A 24,344-nucleotide genomic window follows, 5' to 3' on the forward strand; every position below is an offset into this window, starting at 1 on the left:
CTTAAGCCTTCATCACCTTGACGGCGCACTTCTTGTAATCGGTCTCTTTCGAGAGCGGATCGGTGGCGTCCAGGGTCAGCTTGTTGACCAGCTGGCTCGCATCAAAGAAGGGCATGAAGACCAGTCCTTTCGGCGGACGGTTGCGACCACGGGTCTCGACCCGGGTCTTCACCTCGCCACGGCGGGAGGAGACGATCACCTCTTCGCCACGACGCACGCCACGGGCCTTGGCATCGTCCGGGTGCATGAAGAGCACCGCATCCGGGAAGGCGCGATAAAGCTCGGGCACCCGACGGGTCATGGTGCCGGTGTGCCAGTGCTCCAGCACGCGGCCGGTGGAGAGCCACAGGTCGTACTCTTTATCCGGCGACTCGGCGGCGGGCTCGAACGGCAGGGCGAAGATGACCGCCTTGCCATCGGGCTTGCCATAAAAACGCACCCCCTCGCCCGCTTTCACATAGGGGTCGAACCCTTCGCGATAGCGCCACAGGGTCTCTTTGCCATCTACCACAGGCCAACGCAGACCACGGGCTTCGTGGTACTGATCGAACGGAGCCAGATCGTGACCGTGGCCACGACCGAAGGTGGCGTACTCCTCGAACAACCCCTTCTGGACGTAGAACCCGAAGTGCTCGGCTTCGTCGTTCAGCAGACCTTTGCTCTGCTCTTTCGGGAACTGGTTGACCTGACCGTTGGCATAGAGCACATCGAACAGGGTTTTGCCCTTCACTTCCGGCATCTTGGCAATCAGCTCAGCCGGCCACACTTCCTCGACTTTGAAGCGCTTGGAGAACTCCATCAGCTGCCACAAGTCGGACTTGGCCCCTTCCGGCGCTTTCACCTGCTGGTGCCAGAACTGGGTGCGGCGCTCGGCGTTGCCGTAGGCCCCCTCTTTCTCCACCCACATGGCGGTGGGCAGAATGAGGTCAGCGGCCTGGGCAGTGACGGTCGGGTAAGGGTCAGAGACCACGATGAAGTTGCGCGGATCGCGATAGCCAGGCAGGCGATCGGTATTCATGTTGGGGCCGGCCTGCATGTTGTTGTTACACATCACCCAGTAGGCGTTGAGCTTGCCATCTTTGAGCATGCGATCCTGCAGCACGGCGTGGAAACCCACCTTGTCGGGAATGGTCCCCTCCGGCAGTTTCCAGATCTGCTCGGCAATGGCGCGGTGTTTGGGCTCGGTCACCACCATGTCGGCAGGCAGACGGTGGGCAAAGGTGCCCACTTCACGGGCGGTGCCACAGGCAGAGGGCTGACCGGTCAGGGAGAAAGGACCATTACCCGGCTCGGAGATCTTGCCGGTCAGCAGGTGGATGTTGTAGCAGAGGTTGTTGGCCCAGACGCCACGGGTATGCTGGTTGAAACCCATGGTCCAGTAGGAGACCACCTTCTTGCCCGGGTCGGCATAGAGCTTGGCCAGCTTTTCCAGCTTCTCTTTGGAGACGCCGGAGAGCTTGGAGACCGACTCCACATCGTAATCCGCCACGAACTTGGCAAACTCCTCGAAGGTCATCGGAGTGGCATCGCCGCTGTCCGGGTTCTTCGCTTTCTGCTGCAGCGGATCGGTCGGGCGCAGGCCGTAACCGATGTCGGTGACCCCCTTCTTGAACACGGTGTGCTTGTTGACGAAGTCCCAGTTCACCTTGTCGTTCTGGATGATGTAGTTGGCGACATAGTTGAGGATCGCCAGATCGGTCTGCGGGGTGAACACCATGCCGTTGTCCGCCAGCTCGAAGCTGCGGTGCTCGAAGGTCGAGAGCACGTGCACCTGCACATCCGGGTTGGAGAGGCGGCGATCGGACATCCGCGACCAGAGGATGGGGTGCATCTCGGCCATGTTGGAGCCCCACAGCACGAACGCATCGGCCTGCTCGATATCGTCGTAGCAGCCCATCGGTTCGTCCATGCCGAAGGTACGCATGAAGCCGACAACCGCAGAGGCCATGCAGTGACGAGCATTGGGGTCAATGTTGTTGGAGCGGAAACCGGCCTTCATCAGCTTGGCGGCGGCGTAACCTTCCCAGACGGTCCACTGGCCGGAGCCGAACATGCCGACGGCGGTCGGCCCCTTCTCTTTCAGGGTCGCCTTGAACTTCTCGGCCATGATGTCGAACGCCTGATCCCAGCTGATGGGGGCGAAGTCGCCATCCTTGTCAAACTGGCCGTTCTTCATCCGCAGCATCGGCTGGGTGAGACGATCCTGGCCGTACATGATCTTGGAGAGGAAGTAACCCTTGATGCAGTTGAGGCCACGGTTAACCGGCGCATCGGGGTCGCCCTGAGTCGCCACGACCCGACCATCCTGAGAGCCCACCAGCACGGAGCAGCCGGTACCGCAGAAGCGGCAGGGAGCCTTATCCCAATGGATGGCAGTCTTGTCGGTACTGGTGATGAGATTGGCTGCCAGCGTGGGGGCACTGACACCGGCCACGGCAGCGGCAGCTGCCACCGCGTTGGCCTTCATAAAGTCGCGTCGACTCAGCTTCATGGCATATCCTCACATTGCTTATCGCGTAATAGTTGTCGAATCTGTCGAACGGGAGCCAGCCATCAGCGGCAGAGGGCACGCCCGGCATCCCATCACTCTTTTCAGTGACCGCCCAGTTCATCGAACTGGTGGTAAATCAGGGCGGCAGAGAGCACGCCCGGCATCGCCTGTATCGCATCAATGGCCGCCATGATCGGCCGCTGGCTCGGACCTTCCAGGGTCACGACCAGCTTGCCCTCGTCACTGACGGCGTGGATCTCGGCCCCTTCAAGGGCGCCAATCTGCTCGGCGAGCTGATGGCGCAAAGGGGGCTGGGTCAGCACCACCAGACTCGATACATGGAACTCCTGATCCATTGTGGCTTCTGTGTCACACGGCTTCTGACTCATTCTGACTCCTGCTTGAGGGTGGGCTGGCTCGCACCACCGGATGGGGCGGCTCGCCCGTCGACCTTGATGCTGCCAACCGGACAATCCTGCACACAGGCGCCGCAGCCATTACAGCGATCCGGCTCGACCGTCGGGGTGGGCACACGCCCCAGCACCGGAATAAAACGAATGGCATTGGGCTCGCAGCTGTCCTGACAGCGCTGGCAGAACACCTGACCATTGGCCAGACAGTTGGCCTCGATATGGGCCTTGTAGTGCCAGGGGGACTCGCTGGTCGGGCGAAACACAGGCGCCGTGCAGACCGTGGCGCACTCGGTGCAGAAGGTGCATTCGCCACGCTGGAAATCGACCACCGGAAAACCGCCCTCGCCATTCACCAGGATCTGCTCCGGACAGGCCGCCAGACAGTCCCCGCAGCGGGTGCAGTCGGCGACAAATGCCGACCAGTTGACTGACCAGGGCAACTGCACCGGCGGTTCGGCAGTTCTCAGCCGCCCCCGGAACAGGCCGCGGCGGGCAAGATCGATCTCATCCGGCATGTTGACTCCTGTTCTGGTGAAAAAGGGGACAGTGCGAGTCCATGATTGGCATTCTTGATACCAATTATAAGAGTGGGTGTATATTGCGGCCCTGACAAGGTAAGGGATATACCACCAGAGAGATAAACAGGGGGGATTCTTGCGCCAGATCAAAGCCTTGCAGCGCAATAAAAATGGAGGTGTCGGTTAAAATACCTCCATGTGAGGATTGCTATTTAATCGTTGGCGATTTTTGCGGTTATCCGCCGATCGAGGCGAGATGAGGGGTGATGCCGGCATTGCCCTCATGGAGACGATGGGTGGCACTCTTGCCCGCCAGTGCCGCGCGAATGCGCTGTTGCAGCTCATCAGATTGCCCATCTGCACCGAGCAGATCCCGCAGGTCGATACCGTTGTCGCCAAACAGGCACAGATGCAGCTTCCCCAGCGAGGAGACCCGCAGCCGGTTGCAACCGGCACAGAAATCCTTGCTATAGGGCATGATGAGCCCCACCCCACCTTGCGAATCGGGGTGCATAAAGACCTGCGCTGGACCGTCATCCGTGCCCCGCAACTGCTGCACCCAACCGCTCTCCAGCAAGCGCTGTTTGATCTGTTCGCCGCTGACATGGTGGTCACGAAACAGGGTATCCATCTCGCCGGTCTGCATCAGCTCGATAAAGCGCAGCTCGATAGGCTTGTGCCTGATCCAGCCCAGAAAGGCATCGAGCTGGTAGTCGTTGAGCCCCTTGAGCAGCACCGCATTGATCTTCACCGATTTGAAACCGGCGGCCAGTGCTGCTTCGATCCCCTCCATCACTTCGGCCAGCTTGTTCTCGCCGGTGATCTGGTGAAACTGGCGCGGGTCGAGACTGTCGACACTGACATTCAGCGCGTTGAGTCCTGCATCAAACCACTCCTGAGCCCGCTCCTTGAGGCGATAGCCGTTGGTGGTCATGGCGACCTTCTCGATGCCCGGGGTGGTGGCAATCACCTTGACGATCTCGGTGAAATCGCGGCGCAGGGAGGGCTCGCCCCCCGTGATGCGCACCTTGCGGGTACCCATGGCGGCAAAACCGCTGACCACGCGGCGGATCTCGTCAATCGAGAGAAAGGGTTGACGCCCCGCTTTGTGACCTTCTGGGGGGCGATAACCGTCAGGCAAGCAATAGGTGCAACGGAAATTGCACACATCGGTCACTGACAGACGCAAATAGTAAAAACGACGGGAAAAACCATCTTCAAGTGGCAACATAAACACCTTTCCAAATACGGGAGGCCAGGGCATTTCTTTCCTGACCCTTACAGCTCGAACGTCGGCTGACGGCTGGTTTCCCCCTATCGCTAGGACTTAGGCAAAACCGCTCGGAGTTCATCTAGTTTTTCGATGCTAACACAAGTTGGAGTACACTCCCACGCATCTTGCGGGGTCCTTATCACTATTCAGAGGTGCGCATCAGTATGGGAAAACGGTTCAGGGTCCATTCGGTCAGCAGTGCCATTGGCCGCGCCATGGTGTTGATCCTCTTCATGGCCAGCCTGATCGCGCTGGTCGCCATGGTCACCCTCTTCTACTCGGTACCCGATGCCAAGGCGATCAACCTCTCCGGTTCGCTGCGGATGCAAGCCTACCGGATGGCCTACGAAATCGAGCGGGGCGACAGCGTGCTGGGGCGCCTCTCCCAGTTTGAAGAGACCCTGCACGCCGAAGAGCTGCAGGAGACCCAGCGCTGGATCACGCCCGCCTCCCTGCGTCGCACCTATGGCGAGGTGCTCGGCCAGTGGCAGGTGATGCGCCAACACATCGAGGATCGCACTCCCAGACGGTACACCGATAACACCGAGCAGTTTGTGGCAGCCATCGACAATTTCGTCAATCAGATGCAGTACCACGTGGAATTCAAGGTGCGGATGCTGGCCCTGGCGGAGGGGCTCGGGCTGCTGGCCATCATCACCATCGCCTGGTTCACGGTGCGCTTCACTCGCCAGCAGGTGGTCGCCCCCCTCAACCAGCTGGTCTACTGCGCCCGCCAGATCCAGCGGCAGGATTTCGATCTTAAGCTGCCCGCCCACGGCGAAAATGAGCTGGGGGAGCTGTCGCGCGCCTTCGTCACCATGGCCGACGAGCTGGGTAAGCTCTATCGGGAGCTGGAAAACAAGGTGGAAGAGAAAACCGCCAAGCTGCAGCAGGCCAACGACACCCTCTCGTTTCTCTACTCGACCGCCCAGAAGCTGCATGCTGCCCCGCTCAGTACCCGTACCCTCATCAAACTGCTGGACCGCGCTGCCGCCCACCAGCATATCGACCATATCCGGCTGACCCGCTTCGAGCACAACGCCATGCCGGTCTACATCTCTGGGCGCACCGGCTGGCCCGGCGATCTCGATGCGGTGGCCAGCTTTTATCTGCAGATGGATGAGCAGGAGTTCGGCCGCCTCGACATCATCAGCCAACACCCCATCGATGAGCGGTTGATTAAAAACTTCACCATGCTGCTGGCTCAGGTGCTGCACAAAGACCAGACCCTGCTGCAACAGCAGCGACTGCTGCTGATGGAGGAGCGGGCGGTGATCGCCCGCGAGCTGCACGACTCGCTGGCGCAGGCCCTCTCCTATCTCAAGATCCAGTCCACCCTGCTCAAGCGCTCTTACGCCAAGGGGCAGCATGACAAGGCGCAGGAGGCGATGCAGCAGATCGACGAGGGGCTTAGCAATGCCTATACCCAGTTGCGCGAACTGCTCGGCACCTTCCGTCTCACCATTGGCGATGCCAATCTGGGGGAAGCGATCCGCGTCATGCTTGATCAACTGCAACCTCAAACCCAGGCCGAAATCCGGTTCCATTACGGGCTGGCCGACAACGACCTGGAGGCGGGCCAGCATATCCACATTTTGCAGTTGATCCGTGAGGCAGTGCTCAATGCCATCAAACATGCCAACGCGCAAGTGATTGATGTTAGCTGTGAGACCCTCGCCAGTGGTAACATTGAGGTTCAGATTTCAGATGACGGTGTCGGGATCGGACTCGCCAGCTCGGCGATCAACCATTACGGGTTGAGCATCATGAACGAGCGCGCCAGCAAACTGCACGGTCTGCTGACCATCAACGAGCAGCAACCACAAGGCACCTGCGTGCATCTGACCTTTCCCACCAGTCTAACGAGAGACGCCTGATGGACGAGATGAAATACACAGTTCTGGTCGTAGATGACCATCCCCTCATGCGCAAAGGGATTGTGCAGCTGCTGGCTCTGGAAGAGAACATGGAGGTGACCGGTGAAGCCTCCAACGGCACAGATGCCGTGGCGCTGGCCAAAGAGTCAGAGCCGGACCTGATCCTGCTCGACCTCAATATGAAGGGGCTCTCCGGCCTCGATACCCTCAAGGCGCTGCGCGCCGAGGAGATCACCTCCCGGGTAGTGATCCTCACCGTCTCCGATGCCCGTCAGGATGTGGTGGCTTTGCTCAAGGCCGGTGCCGACGGCTACCTGCTCAAGGATACCGAGCCTGATCTGCTGCTGGCCCAGCTGGCCGACGTGATGACCGGCAAGCAGATCCTGAGCGAACCGCTGCGCCCCTATCTCGAAAACATCTACGAGCTGGATCACCTGCAGCAGAAGCTGGAAAGCTTAACGCGTCGCGAAATGCAAATCCTGCGCGAAATTGCAAAAGGCCTCTCCAACAAACAGGTCGCCTCGGTACTCCATATCTCCGAGGGAACGGTCAAGGTTCACGTGAAGAGCCTGCTGAAGAAACTCGAGGCGCAAAGCCGCGTGGAAGCGGCTGTCATGTATCTGGAGCAGCGCAACTAAGCGCCCTCAACCGCCCGAAAAGCCACCCTCCGGTGGCTTTTTTCATTCTCTGGCACAGTCGCTGCATTGTCATATTCAGCAACTACTCAATGGAGGATGGAACATGAAACTACAACCTTTGGCACTGTTCCCCTTGCCTTCCCACATACTGCCGGGCGGCAAGCTTCCTCTGCGTCTGTTCGAGCCACGCCACCTGCAGATGCTCAAGGAGTCATTCATCAACGATCAGGGCTTTGGCATCGTGATGGAAGAGTCGACCACCTCGGGACAATCTGGCCGCATTCTGCCGGTGGGCACCCGTGTCAAGGTGACAGACTTCTACACCCTCAATGATGGCCTGCTGGGTGTGACGGTGCTGGGACTGGAGCGCTTCTGTATCCACGAGATGGAAACAGACGAGATGGGCCTGCGCCGGGCCAAGGTGGAGATGCTGCCCAACTGGCCGAGCACCCACTCAGATTTCAACGACAAGCTGCTGGTCAATCGCCTGCGGGAAGTGTTCGAGCAGTATCCGGAGCTTGATGAGCTCTATCCGGACAAGCGCTTTGAAGATGCCGCCTGGCTCTGCCAACGCTGGCTCGAGATATTGCCGATGCCGATTTACGAAAAGCAGATGCTGATTGCCAAACAAAACAGCGAAGCGGCCCGTAAATTTCTGCATCGCCTGATTTCACAATGACAAAAACAGCGTTGCAAAATGCAATTATTCCAATAATGAAAATGTGAAATTCGCATTTTGCGAGTAAGTAGGAACGCAAAACGCCATAACAAGAGAGAGCCGCTGCGCTAAACGGCCAAAATTGAACACAAAAGAGTCTAAAAAAGTTGGCACAGATTTTTCATATAGATTTGTACAACCCGATTTATCCCGTGCTCTCTTCAGTATTTGCTGAAGAACTGGTCAACCCACAAAGTTGACCATTTTTTTTATCCGCGCGTCGGCAACCGCTGACCAAAGTGACGCTGCAAACACTCTCTCAGCCGTGACAAGGTGATGGGCTTGGCGAGAAAGTCATCCATCCCCTGCACCAGGCAGCAGGCCTTGTCCTCCGCCATCGCATTGGCCGTCAGGGCGACGATAGGCATAGTACATCCCAACTCACGCAAGCGTCGGGTCGCTTCCAGTCCGTCCATCAGGGGCATCCGCATATCCATCAGGATCAGATCCGGGAGCTGCTCATCCACCTGCGCCAGCGCCTCCAGACCATTGGCAGCCAGCCGTACCTTGCCCACCAGTTTTTGCAGCATCAGCGATACCACCAGCTGATTTACCGGGCTGTCCTCCACCACCAGCACATCCAGTGGCAGCAGTGCCGAAGCCCCCTCCTCCCGCTGCGGCTGGCTATGACAAGGCAGCGCCATACCGGGCAGCTCGAACCAGAAACAGCTTCCCTTGCCCGGCTCACTCTTCAGGTGGATCTCTCCCCCCATAAGCGTCACCAGACGCTTGCTGATGGCAAGACCCAGGCCGGTACCAGAAAAACGCCGGGTGGCCGAGTTGTCGACCTGGGAGAAGGGTTCAAACAGCAGCGCCTGATCCGCATCAGCGATCCCGATCCCGGTGTCGGAGACCGAGATCAGCAGCTTCTCATCCTGCCAACCCAGGTGCAGTGTCACCTGCCCCTGCTCGGTAAATTTGAGGGCGTTGTCCAGCAGATTGCCCATCACCTGCGACAGACGCATCGGATCCCCCTGTAACTCCCGGGGCACAGACTCATCGACCCGATAAACCAGCGCGATCCCCTTGGCGGTCGCGCGAGCTTGCAGCGGCTCGACCAGAGATTGGCAAAGCTGGACGGGTTGCAGGGTCTCGCAGTGAAACACCAGGGTTTGCGACTCGATTTTCGAAAAATCGAGCACGTCGTCGATAATGGTTTGCAGCAATCTGGCCGAGTGGGTGGCATGGCGCAGCAGGCTCTGTTGCTCCGGCGCCAGCTCGGCATGCTGCACCAGATCGAGTATCCCCAACACCGCATTCATGGGCGAGCGGATCTCGTGGGTCATCATGGCCAGAAACTGGGACTTGGCACGGTTGGCCGCTTCAGCCTCATCCCGTGCCCGCGCCAGCTCCTCTTCCCTACGGATCTGGTTGCTGATATCCCGGGCAGTGCCGCGATAACCAATAAACAGGCCATCATGGTCAAAGCAGGGCTCGGCGCTCACCTCCATCCAGCAGGGGCCGTGTTGCAGCGCAACCTGCATCCGCACCCCTCGCACCGGCTGGCGCAGCTCCAAAAGCTGCAGGTATTTCTGGGCATCGCAGCTCTGCTTGTTGCAGACGTAGTCATAGAGGGTCGGCCGGGTCGCCTGCGGGGTCATCTCATCCAGATAACCCGGCTCTGAGGCGTAACTAAGGCGATGCTCGGCATCTGTCTCCCAGAACCAGTCTGAAGCCATGGCGGCGAAGCTGCGAAAACGGCGTTCGCTGGCCTGCAGCGCTTCGGTTTTTACCGCGACCTGCTCCTGCAACCGGGCCCGATAGGTGATGTTGACCAGCGCCTGGGCGATAAGCGGGCGGCAACGCTCCATGGCGGCCTTGCTGGTGAGATCGAAGGTGCCCGCCCGAGCGTGGCGGCAGATGAGGGTAGCGGTAAAGCCGGGGGCCTGCAGCCCGGTCAGCATCACGCTGGCCCAGCCCGGCTCGCTCGCCAGCGGCGCAAGCTCAGGCAGCTGGGCGGGATCGTAAATCACCAAGGTTTCACCCGAGATGGCGCGGGCAAATGCCGGGGTCATGCGCCAGCTGCGGGCTGATAGCATTGGCTCGGTACTGAGGTGGGTACTCCCCTGCTCCCCTTCCCAGGCCACTACATCCGCGTGCTCAAAGCCGATAAAGGGTTTAAGCACCTGGATAAGGCTCTCCAGCACCTGCTCCAGCGTCTTGGCATCGGCGAGGGTGGCAACGCCCCCCAGCAGAGTCTGAGACTCGTGGCGATACTTGGCCTCGCGCTCGCGGCAACGCATAAGGTCGACCAGCGTGGTCTGCAATTTGTCGCCGAGGGCTTCCAGTTCACTGTTGCCAATCATCTTGTTGCCTGCTCTGTTATGTTCTGCCGACTCAACGGGTCAGGAAAATCACGCTCGATACCATCAGGTTGCCGTGGGCCAGCTCGCCATTGGGCAGCCGCCCCTGCTCGCCGAAGGTAAAGGGGGTGATAAAGGGGATCTTGCCGAGGCGAGCCTGGCTCTGCTCGACAAATTGGCACAACATATCACCTAGCGCCAAACGGCAACCAGCACAAAAGATGATGAGCGCGCCGATGGGCTGCAATTCCACGTCGACCCCATACCCTGGCTCGATACGCATGGCATTGAGGCTGCGCTGCAGCAACCCTTCCTGACTGCTGTACATCAACAGCAGACGCTCCCCTTGCACCACATCGGTAAAGAGCCGCAGCCCGCCCTGTTCGGTCACCGCTTCAGGATGGGAGAGTTTGTAGTAAGGAATGCCATCCAGTGCTCCCACCTGACGAGCCAGCGGGGTGAGCGTGGTCTCCCGCAAAATCGCCCCTACCGGCCAGGGCTGCTCGCGCCCGCACCAGCGGGCATAGACCTCGGCGGCAGGCTGGTGATCGATGGTGAGTACCTCCCGCCCGCTGCAGGCGGTGATCTCGCCGCTGAATTCGGCAGGCACATAACCGGAGTGAAACTGAAAAGCGAGCTGGCAATCGGGATAGAGCACCGCCAGACCGATGCCATCCTGAGCCACCGCCTCATCCCAGCAGAGCTGCCAGTCACCGCTGACGCTACTATCAGCCGCGGATCCACCGACCACCGGCACCGAGGCACCGAGTTCGGCCTCGATACCGGCCAGCAGCCCCTCTTCCTTGCCGGGACTGGCATGAAACAGGATCAACTGGGGCAGCTCGCCCGGCCGACCACAGTCGCTCATGGCTCGGCGCAGCAACTGCCGCACATCCACCCCGTCACCGCTGGCACCGGCTACCCCGAATGCCCCTTTCTCATCGTACAGAGCAGCAACGGCCAGCCCATATCCGTCTCGGGCGTGGTGTCCCATCTCGGTCATGACACCACCGCAAGAGCTGCACCCAAGCAGGCGGGTCGTCGGGAACTGGCGTTTGAGCGCGTCGCGCAGTATCGCCCCCTCATGGGCTTGGGTAAAATAGAGTAACAGCAGGGAGGGGGCCTGATCGGCATGGTGGCGCAGCTGCGCGCAGATATCTTGGGCCGCCAGCGATGAATCCTGGGCGAGGGAGTGAACGGTCAGAAATTTCAACACCATCTCCTTGTTTTATCGAATGGCAGCCTCAAGCAAAAATCATACCTTTATCAAACAATTATCTCGCTTCGCTTGCTAACATAGCGGTCAACTGAGACCAATGACAGGACGCCCATATGTGGCAAAAAAACATCAATGACTTCGATCGGGTCGTTGCCATCGGTGGTGGCCATGGCATGGGACGAGTGCTTTCGTCCCTCTCGTTTCTCGGTCAACGGCTCACCGGCATCGTCACCACCACAGATGATGGCGGCTCGACTGGACGCCTGCGCAAGAGTCAGGAGTGCATCGCCTGGGGCGATCTGCGCAACTGCCTGAACCAGCTGGTGACCGATCCCAGTATCGGCAGCCTGTTGTTCGAATACCGCTTCGCCGGCAAAGGCGAGCTGGCGGGCCACAACCTTGGCAACCTGATGCTGCTGGCGCTCGATAATCTCTGTGTCCGTCCTCTTGATGCTATCAAGCTGATCAGTGACATGCTCAAAATCGAGTCACAATTGCTACCCATGTCTGAATTTCCCACCGATCTCTGCGCCCATATGGAGTGTGGCACCCAGATCCTGGGAGAGGTATCCATCGATCAACTGGCAACACCGCCCCTCTCCCTCGGCCTGATGCCGGAGGTGCAAGCGACCCGGGAAGCTGTGCTGGCACTGCAACAGGCGGACATGATCATTCTGGGGCCGGGCAGTTTTCTCACCTCCATCATGCCGCCACTGCTGCTGGCCGAGATCGCCCAGGCCATCAACGAGAGCAGCGCCATGCTGGTTTTCGTTTGCAATCTGGTGGCGGAGAACGGCCCTGCCAGTCAGCTGGATCTGATGAGTCAGTGTCGCTGGCTGGAGTCCCGGGTCGGTCAGGGTCGGCTGGATGCCATCCTGGCCCCACAGGGCGCGAGTGATGCGGGGGACTGGCAAGGGCGAGTGATCGAAGCCGAGCTGGGCGAGCTTGAGCTGCCCCATCGGCACGATCGGTTGAAGCTGAAACTGGCGCTGGACCGGATCATCCAGCAACTGCTCAACCAGCGTTAGGCAACGGCCACGGCGCTCCGGCATCCCTGCATGGCGCCGTTACTGATAATCGGCAAGAAACGCGAGCACCTGAGGCAAGGAGGCCTCCAGCAGTTGCAACTGGCGCTCAGCCTCGGCCACATCGGCCTGCTTGCTGGCCATCTCCAGCGCCATCACCTGCTGATAGCTCGGCATGGCGCCGTAGCTGCCACAGGATGATTTCATGCTGTGCGCCACCCGAGCCAGCGCCTCCCACTCCCCCTGCTCATAGAGGGGCCTGAGCTGACTCAGCTGCTCGCCCACCTCTTCAATAAAGACTGCGATGACCACGGGCAGCATATCCGGACCGATATCCTCTGCCAGCTGCTGCAACACCTTGCGATCCACCCACTCCATGCGAGGCTCCTCCAAAACGGTATTCAAACAGACCATACTATAGATAGTTTTCGATGTCGTGGCTCACGACCAGGCAGTGATGAAGCACCCGATTGGATGGCTCAGGGAATAAAGTGGCAAAAAATGTGATCAGTATCGAAATAGCGATGCTGAAACGCCCGTCAAGACAACAACTTGATTGCCACAAATTAACAATCGATCAACACTCAATGCCGTCAGAGTGATGATGCTCAGCAACACCTCTCATCCCTTTTGCCTTTTATGGCTGCTGCGAAGAACCAGGGTAGGTATCTACCCTGGTATTTTTTTATCTTGCTCAAGCGCGACCTGGTTGGTCGCCACCCGCTCCCCCATGCGAAACAGATTGAATTCGCCGGGCGCCATTTTGACCCAATTCTCATTGCCGGTCAGCGGACGGGTGGTGATCAGGGTCACCACATCGTTGGGGGTGGTCTCGCTTTGAAAGTCGATCACCACCTCCTCATCCAGCAGGCTCGCCTCGCCAAACGGCGCACAGCGGGTCAGCCAGTGCAGGTTGTTGCTGCAGTAGCTCATCACATACTCCCCGTCCGAGAGCAGCATGTTGAACACCCCGAACGTTCTCAGCTCGTCACACAAGGTGGCGAGATAGCGAAACATGGCGGGAAAGTTGGCCGGACGCTTGGGATATTTCTGCTCCAGCCGATCGAGCAGCCAGCAGAAGGCGTGCTCGCTGTCGGTATCCCCCACCGGACGGTGGCGGCCGGTTGGCAGCTTCTTGTAGCTGGTCAGCTGACCGTTGTGGGCGAAGGTCCAGTAATGGCCCCACAGCTCACGGGTAAAGGGGTGGGTATTTTCCAGTGACACGCAGCCACGGTTGGCCTGCCGAATGTGGCTGACCACGGCGCAGCTCTTGATGGGCAGCGCCTGTACCAGTCTGGCGATGGGAGATTGGGCGCTGGGCTCGGGATCCTTGAAGGTGCGAAAGCCCTTCCCCTCGTAGAATGTGATCCCCCAGCCATCCTTGTGGGGCCCGGTCTTGCCGCCGCGCAGCATCAACCCGGTAAAGCTGAAGCAGATATCGGTCGGCACATTGGCACTCATGCCGAGCAGTTCGCACATATCCGGCAGACTCCTTTCATGATTTGGCTTGTGTCATGTTCGACCAGCACGCTGGTTCGACAGACAGCAGGGGAAGGCGCAATTCCTTCCCCTGTGACTGGCAACAACCGGCCGATGGCGAACCATGCTACCGGCGTTGCCTTTGTCTGGTGACGATGGCCTGATTACTTGGCCATCTCTTTTTCGACCAGCTGGATCAGGATGTGGATCACCTTGATGTGCACTTCCTGAATACGGTCGGCATAGCCAAAGTGCGGAACCCGGATCTCGACATCCGCCAGACCCGCCATCTTGCCACCATCCTTGCCGGTCAGGGCGATCACTTTCATCCCTTTGGCGCGGGCTGCCTCGATGGCTTTCAGGATATTGCCGGAGTTGCCGCTGGTGGAGATGCCAAGCAGCACGTCGCCACGACGGCCAACCGCTTCTACGTAACGGGAGAAGACATAGTCATAGCCAAAGTCGTTGGAGACGCAGGAGAGGTGGCTCGGATCGGAGATGGCGATACCGGCATAACCCGGGCGGTTCTCGCGGTAACGACCGGTCAGCTCTTCGGCGAAGTGCATGGCGTCACAGTGGGAACCACCGTTGCCACAAGAGAGCACCTTGCCCTCTTCCTTGAAAGAGTCAGCCAGCAGTTTGGCGGCCGCTTCGATGTTTTTCAGGTTCTGCTCATCAGCCTGGAAGGCCTGCAGCACGCTGGCTGCTTCGGTCAGTTCATTGCGGATCAATTCTTGGTACATGATGTCTCTTCCACTGTTTTTAGTGTGCGTGTAGATCGCGGCTATTCTCGCACAAGCGAATCGCACAGTCGCCCCCCCCCTACGAGCCACAGCGCTGGCGGCGCGTGAGCGTTATGGGGATCACAGAGAGAAGGTAATGAAGATGTAAACAGCTTGATAACTTTGTGCGTATGAATTACAACAGGGGCCATATCCAACAGGTCAGACCTCTGGATGAGTTACACCACGTTGGCACATTTATACACGCAAGGAGCAAGCAATGACGACGACCCTCACTCTGCTCGGGGTGATCCTGGTTATCGGAGCCCTGGCCTATCGCCGGGCATCCCTGTTCATCTCCACCCTGGTCACCGGCGCCGCCCTGGTGCTTGGCGCCATCTATGGTCATGTGCCCTTGCTGGTATGGGCGCTGTTCGCAGTGATCGCCATCCCGCTCAATCTGGTGGAATTTCGCCGCAATCAAATAACCAAGCCGCTGTTCAAGATCTACAAATCGATCATGCCGGAGATGTCCCGCACCGAGAAAGAGGCGATTGAAGCGGGCACCACCTGGTGGGAAGCCGATCTGTTCGCGGGCAACCCGGACTGGAAAAAGCTGCACGCCATCCCGGTCAGCACCCTCTCTGCCGAAGAGCAGGCCTTTATGGATGGTCCGGTCGAGGAAGTGTGCCGCATGGTGAGCGACTGGGAAGTGACCCACGAGCGCGCGGATCTCTCCCCCGAGGTGTGGCAATACCTGAAGGACAACAAGTTCTTCGCCATGATCATCAAGAAGAAATATGGCGGTCTGGAGTTCTCGGCCTACGCCCAGTCCTGTGTCCTGCAAAAGCTGTGCGGTGCCAGCGCCGTGCTCGCCTCCACCGTTGGCGTACCCAACTCGCTGGGCCCGGGCGAACTGCTGCAACACTATGGCACTGACGAGCAGAAGGATTACTACCTGCCCCGCCTGGCGGTCGGTAAAGAGATCCCCTGCTTCGCCCTGACCAGCCCGGAAGCGGGTTCTGACGCCGGCTCCATCCCCGACTTCGGTATCGTCTGCAAAGGCGAGTGGGAAGGAAAAGAGGTGCTCGGTATGCGCCTCACTTGGAACAAGCGCTACATCACGCTCGCCCCCATTGCTACCGTGCTGGGTCTGGCCTTCAAACTGCGTGACCCCGAGCACCTGCTGGGTGAAGAGGAAGAGCTCGGCATCACCTGCGCGCTGATCCCCACTCACATCAAGGGGGTCGGCATTGGCCGTCGCCACTTCCCGCTCAACGTGCCGTTCCAGAACGGCCCGACCCAGGGTAAGGATGTATTCGTCCCGCTCGATTTCATCATCGGTGGCCCGGCCATGGCCGGTCAGGGCTGGCGCATGCTGGTCGAGTGTCTGTCGGTCGGTCGCGGCATCACCTTGCCCTCCAACAGCACCGGCGGCGTCAAGATGCTGGCCCTGGCGAGCGGCGCATATAGCCGCATCCGTCGCCAGTTCAAGCTGCCCATCGGCAAGATGGAAGGGATTGAAGAGCCGCTGGCCCGCATCGGTGGCAATGCCTACATCATGGGCGCCGCAGCCAACCTGACCGTGACCGGTATCGACCTTGGCGAGAAGCCCTCGGTCATCTCCGCCATCGTCAAATACCACCTCACCGACCGAGCCCAGAAGTGCATCATCGATGCCATGGACATCCACGGCGGCAAGGCCATCTGCATGGGTCCCAACAACTATCTGGCCCGTGGCTATCAGGGTGCGCCCATCGCCGTTACGGTAGAAGGGGCCAACATCCTGACCCGCAGCATGATCATCTACGGTCAGGGCGCTATCCGCTGCCACCCGTATGTACTGCCGGAGATGCTGGCCGCCAGCCACCCCGACAAGGAGCAGGCGCTGAAGGATTTCGACAAGGCAGTATTCAGCCACGTCGGCTTTGCCATCAGCAACCTGGTACGAAGCTTCTGGCTCGGTATCACCGGCGCCCGCTTTGCCGCGGCCCCTTACAAGGATCAGACCAAGGGCTACTACCAGCAGCTCTCCCGCCTCTCGGCCAACCTGGCGTTCCTGTCAGACATGGCGATGGGCACCCTAGGGGGCGAGCTCAAGCGCAAGGAGCGGGTCTCCGCCCGTCTTGGCGACGTGCTGAGCCAGCTCTATCTCGCCTCCAGCGCCCTCAAGCTCTATCAGGACGAGGGACGCCAGCAGGCCGATCTGCCGCTGCTGCACTGGGCACTGCAAGATGCCATGTTCAAGGCACAAGAGGCGATCGACGAGCTGCTGCGCAACTTCCCGAACCGCTGGATTGGCCTTGCCCTGCGTGCCGTGGTGCTGCCGCTGGGCCGTGACCTGAACCGTCCGTGCGACAAGCTGGACCAACAGGTTGCCCGTCTGCTGCAAACCCCGAGCGAGACCCGCAGCCGCCTGGCCAAGGGCCAATACCTGACTCGCGAAGAGGGCAACCCCTTCGGTCTGCTGGAGCAGGCGCTCGATGACGTACTGGCCGCCGAGCCGCTGTTCGAGAAAGTCTGCAAGAGCGATGGTATCAAGCGTCCCTTCATGGCGCTGGACAAGGTGGCCGACATTGGCCTGGCCGCTGGCGTACTGACCCAGAGCGAAGCGGAGCTGCTGCGCCGCGCCGAGGTAAGTCGCCTGCGCACCATCAACGTCGATGATTTTGACCCCATCGATCTGGTGGCCAACAAGAAGCTGTTTGAAGCCTCCGCTTACCATCACGCGGCCTGATAACCAGCTATCGATAACGCCTCCCTTGTGGAGGCGTTTTTTATGGGCGCTCACCACTATTCACGGCCCGAACAGCCACCACTTGCACTCACAGCTCCCCCGACCAGCTGCGGGCCCCGTGTGGTCAGCCGGGAAAAAAGGCACAATAGCCGACAAATCGAATCACCAAGGAAGCCAAGATGACCATTGAGCACCTGATCCTGTGGCGCCGCGACCTGCACCGCCTGCCGGAAGCCGCCTGGAAAGAGTTTCGCACCACCAGCCTGATTGCCCACCACCTGAGCGAACTCGGTTATCGCATTGTGCTCGGTGACAAACTGCTGGCCAGCAATCTGATGATGGGCCGTGATGTGGATGTGGCGGCCGAGAAGGCTCGCGCCCGTCGTCAGGGAGCCCATCCCGATTGGCTGGAGCGGATCGGCGATGTCACTGGCCTGATGGGTGAGCTGGATACCGGCCGTCCCGGTCCGACCCTGGCCTTTCGCTTCGATATCGACGCGGTGGAGGTGGAAGAGTCCGACGCCGAACAACACCAGCCGCAGCAGGAGGGTTTTGCCTCCCACAACAAGGGGTGGATGCATGCCTGCGCCCACGATGGCCACACCGCCATCGGCATGGGGCTGGCCAGCCAGCTGATGGCGATCAAGGAGCAGCTGTGCGGTCGCATCAAGCTCTTCTTCCAACCCGCCGAAGAGGGGTGCCGTGGTGGCAAGGCGCTGGCTGCCGGTGGCGCACTCGATGACGTGGATGCCCTGCTCTCGCTCCATATCGGCATTCACGCTGGCAGCGGCGAGCTGGTGATCAACCCCACCGAGTTTCTCTGCTCCACCAAGTTCGACGTCCACTTTATGGGCACCGCCGCCCACGCGGGACTCGAACCCAACGCCGGCAGCAATGCGCTGGCAGCCGCCTGCATGGCCACCACCGCCATGCTCGGCATTCCCCGCCACCGCGACGGCATGACCCGCATCAACGTCGGCCAGCTTCACGCTGGCAGCGGCCGCAACGTCATCCCCGATCATGCCGAGCTGCGCGGTGAGACCCGCGGCGCCGACAGCGCGCTCAACGACTACATGTTCAGTCAGGTACAGCGCATCGTCGAAGGTACCGCCCTCGCCCACGGTGTCACCTATCGCATCATCAAGCAGGGTGAGGCCATTGCCCTCGACAACAGCCCGGCGCTGCAAGCCGAGCTGGCGGCGCTGGCCCGCAAGCAGGGGCTCGCCACTATCCAGACTCGCCGCTTTGGCGCCAGCGAAGATGCCGGTTTTCTGATGGAGCGGGTGCAAAAGCAGGGGGGCGAAGCGGCTTACCTCATCCTGGGGGCCGATCTGGCGGCGCCGCACCATCACAACGAATTCGATTTCGATGAGCGGGTGATGCAAAGCGGGGTAGAGCTGCTGGCCGCCTGGGCCCGTGCACGACTGGGTGTGGCAGAAGCAGCCCTCTCTTGATATCCCCTCGGCAAGCTCACCGGCTAACGGGATCAAAAAAAGGCGCCTCGGCGCCTTTTTTCTGCAAGAAAAAACTGAGCGCTACTCGCGGTGCTTGCGATGCACATCGGGGCGACCACCGGTCACGCTATCGGCTCTCCCCTCCTCTTTGGCCTTCTCGGCCCGCTTTTTGCGCATCTCGCGGGGATCGGCGATGAGCGGGCGGTAGATCTCGATACGATCGCCGTCGTGCAGCGGCTCGCTCCCTTTCACCGGGCGGCTGTAGATACCGAACTTGTTGACCGCCAGATCGATCTCGGGGTGTTTTTGTACGATGCCGGACTGCTCGATGGCCGCCAGCACGCAGGTCTCGGGCGCCACCCGCAGGGCAATCACCGTCTGCTGCTGCGGCAAGGCATAGACAACCTCGATGTTGAGCTGGTCAGACACCGTAGACCTCCTTCGCCCGGTTGGAGAAGGCGGAGACCATGGAGCTCACCAGATCGCGGAACACCTGACCAAATGCCACCTCGATAAGCTTGGAGGTAAACTCGAAATCGAGATCAAACTCCACCTTGCAGGCGTCGACATCGAGCGGGGTAAAGGTCCACCAGCCCGCCAGCTTGCGGAACGGGCCATCCACCAGTTCCATCCTGATCTGGCGGTTCACATCCAGCTGATTGCGGGTAGTAAAGGTCTTGGCAATCCCCGCCTTGGCCACATCGACCGACGCCATCATGTAGTCATCGCCAGCCTCGTGGACACGGCTGCCGACACAGCCGGGCAAAAACTGCGGGTAGGCATCCACATCGTTAACCAACTTGAACATCTGTTCTGCACTGAACATCACCAGGGCACTGCGCGTAATTCGGGGCATGGCTTTTCCTCATCCAATCGGCGCGATTTTATCACCATGTTTAGGGTTGTGGAGGTAAAACCTCAGCCAAACCGCTCAGAAAGCCACCACTTGACCTGCTGCGCGTTTTACAGCCGTCCCTGCCTACGTATAATACGAGCCTCCTAGTCATTGCCGGAAATCGCCCGTCATGAGCAAAAAAAACAGTAAAAACAAAGCCGGGTCCAGCACCATTGCACTCAACAGAACCGCGCGCCACGAATACTTCATCGAAGAGAAGATCGAAGCGGGTCTGTCCCTGCAAGGGTGGGAAGTCAAATCCCTGCGGGCGGGCAAGGCCAACATCAGTGAAGCCTATGTCATCTTCCGCGATGGCGAGGCCTATCTGTTCGGCTCCAGCTTCCTGCCACTGCAAGCGGCCTCCAGCCATGTGGTATGTGACCCGACCCGCACCCGCAAACTGCTGCTGAGCCGTCGTGAACTCGACAAGCTCGAAAGCCTGATCGCCCGTCAGGGCTACACCATAGTTCCCCTCGCCCTCTACTGGAAACAGTGCTGGGTCAAGGTCGAGATCGGCCTGGTGAAGGGCAAGAAAGAGCACGACAAGCGCGAAGATACCAAGGCCCGCGAGTGGGATCGGGAGAAAGCTCGCATCATGAAGAACAAGCATCGCGGCTAACCTGCGACTGGCAGGATCAGAACGCCAGTACACCTTCCCCCGGCGCAGCTGGCTCTTCAGGCTCAGCTGCGTACAATAAATCGGCAAACAGACTGGTTGCCAGAGGGAATGGGTATCAACGCCTTGCTATGACAGCATTTTTGCGTACAATCGCAATTAACAACTTGGGGCTGATTCTGGATTCGACAAGATTCACGAAACCCAAGGTGCATGCCGAGGTGCGGTAGGCCTCGTTAATAAACCGCAAAAAAATAGTCGCAAACGACGAAAACTACGCACTAGCAGCTTAATAACCTGCATAGAGCCCTTCTACCCTAGCTTGCCTGTGTCCTAGGGAATCGGAAGGTCATCCTTCACAGGATCGTGTGGAAGTCCTGCTCGGGGCGGAAGCATTAAAACCAATCGAGCTAGTCAATGCGTGGCGTGTCTCTCCGCAGCGGGTTGGCGAATGTAAAGAGTGACTAAGCATGTAGTGCCAAGGATGTAGTAATTTTGGACGGGGGTTCAAATCCCCCCAGCTCCACCAAATACTGTTCCGAGAAGGAACGAAGAAGTACAAAAACCCGCAAGATTCAACGTCTTGCGGGTTTTTTGTTGTCCGATAAAGTCGAAGTGGTCGCCAAAAACCAGCCTCACGAGTACTATAATTAGTACCACAAGGTTAGGGGCTGTCGTCTTAAGCTGATTGATTTTGGTACAATGCCCGCCCCCTTAACATAAAAATCATCAGATCATGTCAACACCAGCTTATCGCCGCCACGATATTTCAGACCGTGTATGGGCCTTACTCGAACCTCATCTATTGGGGCAAAAAGGTCAATGGGGTCGTGCAGCTCGTGATAACCGATTGTTTATCAACGCTGTTTTCTGGATTTTGCGCACAGGGTCTCCTTGGCGTGACTTGCCGTCTGAATACGGAGACTGGAAAAACACCCATCGCCGCTTTTGTCGTTGGCGCGACAAGGGCATTTGGGCTCGTCTTCAAGAACGTCTGATAAAAGAACCTGATTGCGAATGGCTGATGATTGACGCCAGCCATATCAAGGTTCATCCCCATGCCAGTGGTGCTCGAGGTGGTAATCAGGATATGGGAGTCACTAAGGGGGGCTAAACAGCAAGATCCATTTGGCAGTCGACGGACATGGAATGCCAATAAAATGCATCATTACATCGGGTACGACCGCAGATTGTACACAAGCCGCGACCTTGATTGACGGTTTGGAGGCTGCGTATCTTTTGGCGGACAGGGGATATGATACCAATGCGTTGATTGATACCGCCTACGCCCAAGGGATGGAGCCCGTCATCCCTTCAAAACGGAATCGTAAGGAACAACGAGACCACGACAGGGAGCTTTATCGGGCAAGACATTTGGTGGAAAACGCCTTCCTTCATCTGAAGCAATGGCGAGGCATTGCCACAAGATACGCCAAAAATACGAGTTCGTTTGTGGCCGTAGTGCAGATCCGTTGCGCATACCTGTGGGCCTCAATCTTATGACGACAGCCCCTAGTGGTACTCAATTCGATGGTACTAAGGAGCGTTATGGTCACGGTGGAGAAAAAGAGGCGCGAAACAGGTAACTGCAGATTAACCGACCCAAAAATTAAAAACGCCAAGCCATCCGAAGACGCTAAGGCAAAAGGCCAGATGACCACCTTGCGCGATGGTGATGGGTTAGAACTGAGGATCAGTGCTGCGGGTTCAAAGCTCTGGGCCTTCAAATATTCAAAGCCTTCTGACAATAAGCGCACAAACATGAGTTTTGGCACTTACCCAGAGGTGTCCCTTGGCCAAGCCCGTGAACTACTACGAGAGGCTCGCGCCCTGCTGGCCAAAGGTATTGATCCCAAGCTCCACAAAGAAGAACAGGCCGCCATGGTCAAAGCCATGGAAGAAGCCAGTAGCAACACCTTTGAACACATGGCATCTAAGTGGCTGGATCTCAAACGCCATGATGTAACTGAAGCCTATGCCGCAGATTCGTGGCGCTCTCTTGAGATGTATGTGTTGCCCTTCATCGGTTCTATGCCCATCGACCAGATCCGCGCTCCCAAAGTCATTGAGATTCTTCGTCCGATTGAGGCAGATGGCAAGCATGAGACTGTACGCCGCCTTTGTCAGCGGATTAACGAAATCCTAGACTACAGCGTGAACCACGGCCTGCTCGATGCCAATCCCTGTTCCGCGATTCGCAAGGTGTTCAAGAAGCCCTCCAAGAAGCACATGCCCACCCTCAAGCCGGGAGAGTTGCCGCAACTGATGGCCGACATCGCCAATGGCCGCCTGGAGCACAGCACCCGTTGCCAGATTGAATGGAGCCTTCATACCCTTGTACGCCCTGGTGAATCAGCAGGCACTCGCTGGGACGAGATCGACTTTGAGGCCAAAGTCTGGAACATCCCTGAAGATCGCATGAAGATGGATCGCCCCCACCGGGTTCCGCTCACCCCGCAAGCACTCTCTCTGCTGGAGCACATGAAGCCGATCAGCGGCCACCGTCCTTTTGTGTTCCCTGGCCGCCGCGATCCGCTTGGTCACATCAACGACCAAAGTGCCAATGCGGCCTTAAAACGGCTTGGTTATGGCGGGCGACTAGTGGCTCATGGTTTGCGCTCGCTCGGCAGCACCACACTCAACGAGCAGGGCTTCAACCCGGATGCTATCGAGGCGGCACTGTCTCACGCTGATGAGAACGAGATCCGCAGGGCCTACAACCGCTCAGACTACTTCGAGCAGCGGGTAATCATGATGAGTTGGTGGAGCAATCACATTGAGCAGGCTAGCCAGGGAAATCTGTCCCTGGCTAGCGGCACCAAAGCTCTCAAGCTGGTCAATAAGTGAATCCAGTACCAACCGGGTCATCTCTATGACGAGCGACGCGGGAAAGCCTTGCCCGCAGGTCTTTCAAACCAAACAAAGTCCTACACAAAAGACACGCATGATAAATAAAACATCCATCCGCATTAATAAGTTTGTCTCTGCGAATAAAGCTAGTCTGATAGTCGCTGGTATCGACCCGTCTCTGGATAATAGCGAGTTAACTGAGGCCGAAGTACACAATCTCGAATGGGGGCTGGCAGCAATCGTAAGGGATGCACTACTTGAAAACTTAAGGTGGGGGCATCGAGACCCTGAACCTGTTTCAGTCAAGTTCTACAAGGACGAGGAATCTTGTATGAGTGAAGTAATCATCGGTATTGATAATATTAACGCTGCTTTGATGAAGGGAGCGGTGCCTTCTAACGCTACCTTCAAAGCCGATGACTTATGGCCATGGCTTGTTGAAAACATAGGGGGACTGAATGTGTATAATCCAGAGCTGTTTAATGCCCTCACCGAGATTTACCCCCATCCCAAGGCTTACAATACCGCTCACTCCCTCTCATATGACGTCAAATCAAACGAGCAAGACACAACTCTCACCAAACCAGTTGTATCAACGGTAGAACTCCAGCAACAAGCTGAAAGTAAGACCGTAAACCACATGGCAGAAGCCCCCAAATTTCGCTACCTAACACCATCCCTTCAAATGGTGGCAGAACTGCAAGAGTATGCTTGGGGGAACAACTGGGATCCTAACGACAAAGATACAGACCCTCGCAACAAAGACATGTTCGAATGGCTACTGCAAGATCCGCGCTGTGGCTCTTATAAGCGGGCTGAAGCAATAACGATAGTGGCCCGCCCTGAGAAGTCCCCACCTGCCCGTGTTACAAAAAAACGTTCCTGTTCACGTTAAGAATATGAACTTTTGGCTAAGAGACGCTAACAAAACCAGATTAACTCAAGCGGATCTCACCCATATGAACCAGCATGTCACAACAAGTCACAAGTTAAACACTGTGGTAAACCTTACAGCCACTTTTGCCATCCCGTTAGGTGTTGGCACACTTTGAACGATGGTTCAATAGCAATACCCGAGCCCAGAGATTAGAAATCCAAAGTCCCAGCCCCCTGAGG

General features: G+C 58.3%; 21 protein-coding genes, 1 other RNA gene and 1 riboswitch. Of the genes, 11 read left to right on the top strand and 11 right to left on the bottom strand.

Translation table 11 applies throughout. From position 1 onward, the window contains the following. Nucleotide 1: 1 nt before the first annotated feature. The 4 genes from napA to moaA form a co-directional block, all read right to left on the bottom strand. Nucleotides 2-2,491, bottom strand: a complete 2,490-nt coding sequence (gene napA, locus AB5Y90_RS19805) for a nitrate reductase catalytic subunit NapA (RefSeq protein WP_088869498.1) — start codon at nt 2,489-2,491, stop codon at nt 2-4. Between the two features lie 101 nt (nt 2,492-2,592). Next, a complete protein-coding gene (locus tag AB5Y90_RS19810) occupies nt 2,593-2,847 on the bottom strand; it encodes a chaperone NapD (protein ID WP_031227438.1) in 255 nt (84 codons plus the stop codon). A gap of 29 nt (nt 2,848-2,876) precedes the next feature. After that, on the bottom strand, nt 2,877-3,419 hold the full coding sequence (gene napF / locus AB5Y90_RS19815; RefSeq protein WP_219595302.1) for a ferredoxin-type protein NapF: 543 nt from the start codon (nt 3,417-3,419) through the stop codon (nt 2,877-2,879). Nucleotides 3,420-3,657: 238 nt separating this feature from the next. Continuing rightward, on the bottom strand, nt 3,658-4,653 hold the full coding sequence (moaA, locus tag AB5Y90_RS19820) for a GTP 3',8-cyclase MoaA (protein WP_041202199.1): 996 nt from the start codon (nt 4,651-4,653) through the stop codon (nt 3,658-3,660). Beyond that, a riboswitch (molybdenum cofactor riboswitch) is annotated at nt 4,641-4,781 on the bottom strand. Its footprint overlaps the gene before it by 13 nt. Before the next feature lie 78 nt (nt 4,782-4,859). Here moaA and narQ point away from each other — a divergent pair. From narQ to AB5Y90_RS19835, 3 genes are all read left to right on the top strand, one after another. Next, nucleotides 4,860-6,572, top strand: a complete 1,713-nt coding sequence (gene narQ, locus AB5Y90_RS19825) for a nitrate/nitrite two-component system sensor histidine kinase NarQ (protein WP_201937096.1) — start codon at nt 4,860-4,862, stop codon at nt 6,570-6,572. Next, entirely contained in the window at nt 6,572-7,210 is a 639-nt protein-coding gene (narL, locus tag AB5Y90_RS19830; protein ID WP_005334471.1) for a two-component system response regulator NarL, read from the top strand. The genes narQ and narL overlap by 1 nt, the downstream gene beginning before the upstream one ends. A gap of 103 nt (nt 7,211-7,313) precedes the next feature. Continuing rightward, entirely contained in the window at nt 7,314-7,889 is a 576-nt protein-coding gene (locus tag AB5Y90_RS19835; protein ID WP_005334473.1) for an LON peptidase substrate-binding domain-containing protein, read from the top strand. A gap of 248 nt (nt 7,890-8,137) precedes the next feature. On the opposite strand, the gene AB5Y90_RS19840 is transcribed toward AB5Y90_RS19835, so the two are convergent. Both AB5Y90_RS19840 and AB5Y90_RS19845 read right to left on the bottom strand, forming a co-directional pair. Continuing rightward, nucleotides 8,138-10,234, bottom strand: a complete 2,097-nt coding sequence (locus tag AB5Y90_RS19840) for an ATP-binding protein (protein WP_307896427.1) — start codon at nt 10,232-10,234, stop codon at nt 8,138-8,140. 31 nt (nt 10,235-10,265) lie between these two features. Then, a complete protein-coding gene (locus tag AB5Y90_RS19845; protein WP_307896426.1) occupies nt 10,266-11,450 on the bottom strand; it encodes an FIST signal transduction protein in 1,185 nt (394 codons plus the stop codon). Nucleotides 11,451-11,563: 113 nt separating this feature from the next. Between AB5Y90_RS19845 and yvcK the strand changes: the two genes are divergently transcribed. Beyond that, nucleotides 11,564-12,478, top strand: coding sequence for a uridine diphosphate-N-acetylglucosamine-binding protein YvcK (gene yvcK, locus AB5Y90_RS19850; RefSeq protein ID WP_019446542.1), 915 nt, complete (start codon nt 11,564-11,566; stop codon nt 12,476-12,478). A 39-nt stretch (nt 12,479-12,517) separates the two neighbouring features. Here the strand turns inward: yvcK and AB5Y90_RS19855 are convergent, their stop codons facing one another. The 3 genes from AB5Y90_RS19855 to lpcA form a co-directional block, all read right to left on the bottom strand. Next, nucleotides 12,518-12,853, bottom strand: a complete 336-nt coding sequence (locus AB5Y90_RS19855; RefSeq protein ID WP_005353511.1) for an Hpt domain-containing protein — start codon at nt 12,851-12,853, stop codon at nt 12,518-12,520. A 291-nt stretch (nt 12,854-13,144) separates the two neighbouring features. After that, nucleotides 13,145-13,954 (bottom strand): class II glutamine amidotransferase, encoded by an 810-nt coding sequence (locus AB5Y90_RS19860; protein ID WP_307896425.1) that lies wholly within the window; start codon nt 13,952-13,954, stop codon nt 13,145-13,147. A gap of 164 nt (nt 13,955-14,118) precedes the next feature. Then, nucleotides 14,119-14,697, bottom strand: coding sequence for a D-sedoheptulose 7-phosphate isomerase (gene lpcA / locus AB5Y90_RS19865; protein ID WP_307896424.1), 579 nt, complete (start codon nt 14,695-14,697; stop codon nt 14,119-14,121). A 259-nt stretch (nt 14,698-14,956) separates the two neighbouring features. Here lpcA and fadE point away from each other — a divergent pair, with 259 nt between their 5' ends. Then, nucleotides 14,957-17,413, top strand: a complete 2,457-nt coding sequence (gene fadE / locus AB5Y90_RS19870; RefSeq protein WP_368167582.1) for an acyl-CoA dehydrogenase FadE — start codon at nt 14,957-14,959, stop codon at nt 17,411-17,413. Between the two features lie 179 nt (nt 17,414-17,592). Then, nucleotides 17,593-18,867 (top strand): amidohydrolase, encoded by a 1,275-nt coding sequence (locus AB5Y90_RS19875; RefSeq protein WP_307896422.1) that lies wholly within the window; start codon nt 17,593-17,595, stop codon nt 18,865-18,867. 81 nt (nt 18,868-18,948) lie between these two features. Here AB5Y90_RS19875 and AB5Y90_RS19880 read toward each other — a convergent pair whose 3' ends face one another. Both AB5Y90_RS19880 and AB5Y90_RS19885 read right to left on the bottom strand, forming a co-directional pair. Continuing rightward, the gene (locus AB5Y90_RS19880) at nt 18,949-19,296 is read right to left on the bottom strand and encodes an RnfH family protein (RefSeq protein WP_005353535.1); all 348 of its coding nucleotides are present in this window, start codon (nt 19,294-19,296) and stop codon (nt 18,949-18,951) included. Next, a complete protein-coding gene (locus tag AB5Y90_RS19885) occupies nt 19,289-19,723 on the bottom strand; it encodes an SRPBCC family protein (RefSeq protein WP_005334496.1) in 435 nt (144 codons plus the stop codon). Before AB5Y90_RS19885 ends, AB5Y90_RS19880 begins: the two co-directional genes overlap by 8 nt. 169 nt (nt 19,724-19,892) lie before the next feature. On the opposite strand from AB5Y90_RS19885, the gene smpB reads away from it, so the two are divergent. From smpB to AB5Y90_RS19910, 5 genes are all read left to right on the top strand, one after another. Then, the gene (gene smpB / locus AB5Y90_RS19890) at nt 19,893-20,381 is read left to right on the top strand and encodes an SsrA-binding protein SmpB (RefSeq protein ID WP_005334498.1); all 489 of its coding nucleotides are present in this window, start codon (nt 19,893-19,895) and stop codon (nt 20,379-20,381) included. Nucleotides 20,382-20,547: 166 nt separating this feature from the next. Continuing rightward, nucleotides 20,548-20,907, top strand: a transfer-messenger RNA (tmRNA) gene (ssrA, locus tag AB5Y90_RS19895). A gap of 207 nt (nt 20,908-21,114) precedes the next feature. Beyond that, nucleotides 21,115-21,881 (top strand): IS5 family transposase gene (locus tag AB5Y90_RS19900; protein WP_307895347.1). Its coding sequence is split into 2 segments (ribosomal slippage): nt 21,115-21,490 and nt 21,490-21,881, totalling 768 coding nucleotides; the frame shifts between segments, so codons are not numbered across the junction. A gap of 45 nt (nt 21,882-21,926) precedes the next feature. Beyond that, the gene (locus tag AB5Y90_RS19905) at nt 21,927-23,225 is read left to right on the top strand and encodes an integrase domain-containing protein (RefSeq protein WP_323930287.1); all 1,299 of its coding nucleotides are present in this window, start codon (nt 21,927-21,929) and stop codon (nt 23,223-23,225) included. 25 nt (nt 23,226-23,250) lie between these two features. Beyond that, on the top strand, nt 23,251-24,123 hold the full coding sequence (locus tag AB5Y90_RS19910; RefSeq protein ID WP_323930286.1) for a hypothetical protein: 873 nt from the start codon (nt 23,251-23,253) through the stop codon (nt 24,121-24,123). Nucleotides 24,124-24,344 lie beyond the last annotated feature (221 nt).

Origin of the sequence: Aeromonas sp. R4-1 (genome assembly GCF_040908325.1) — a bacterium.
GTDB classification, from domain to species: domain Bacteria; phylum Pseudomonadota; class Gammaproteobacteria; order Enterobacterales; family Aeromonadaceae; genus Aeromonas; species Aeromonas veronii.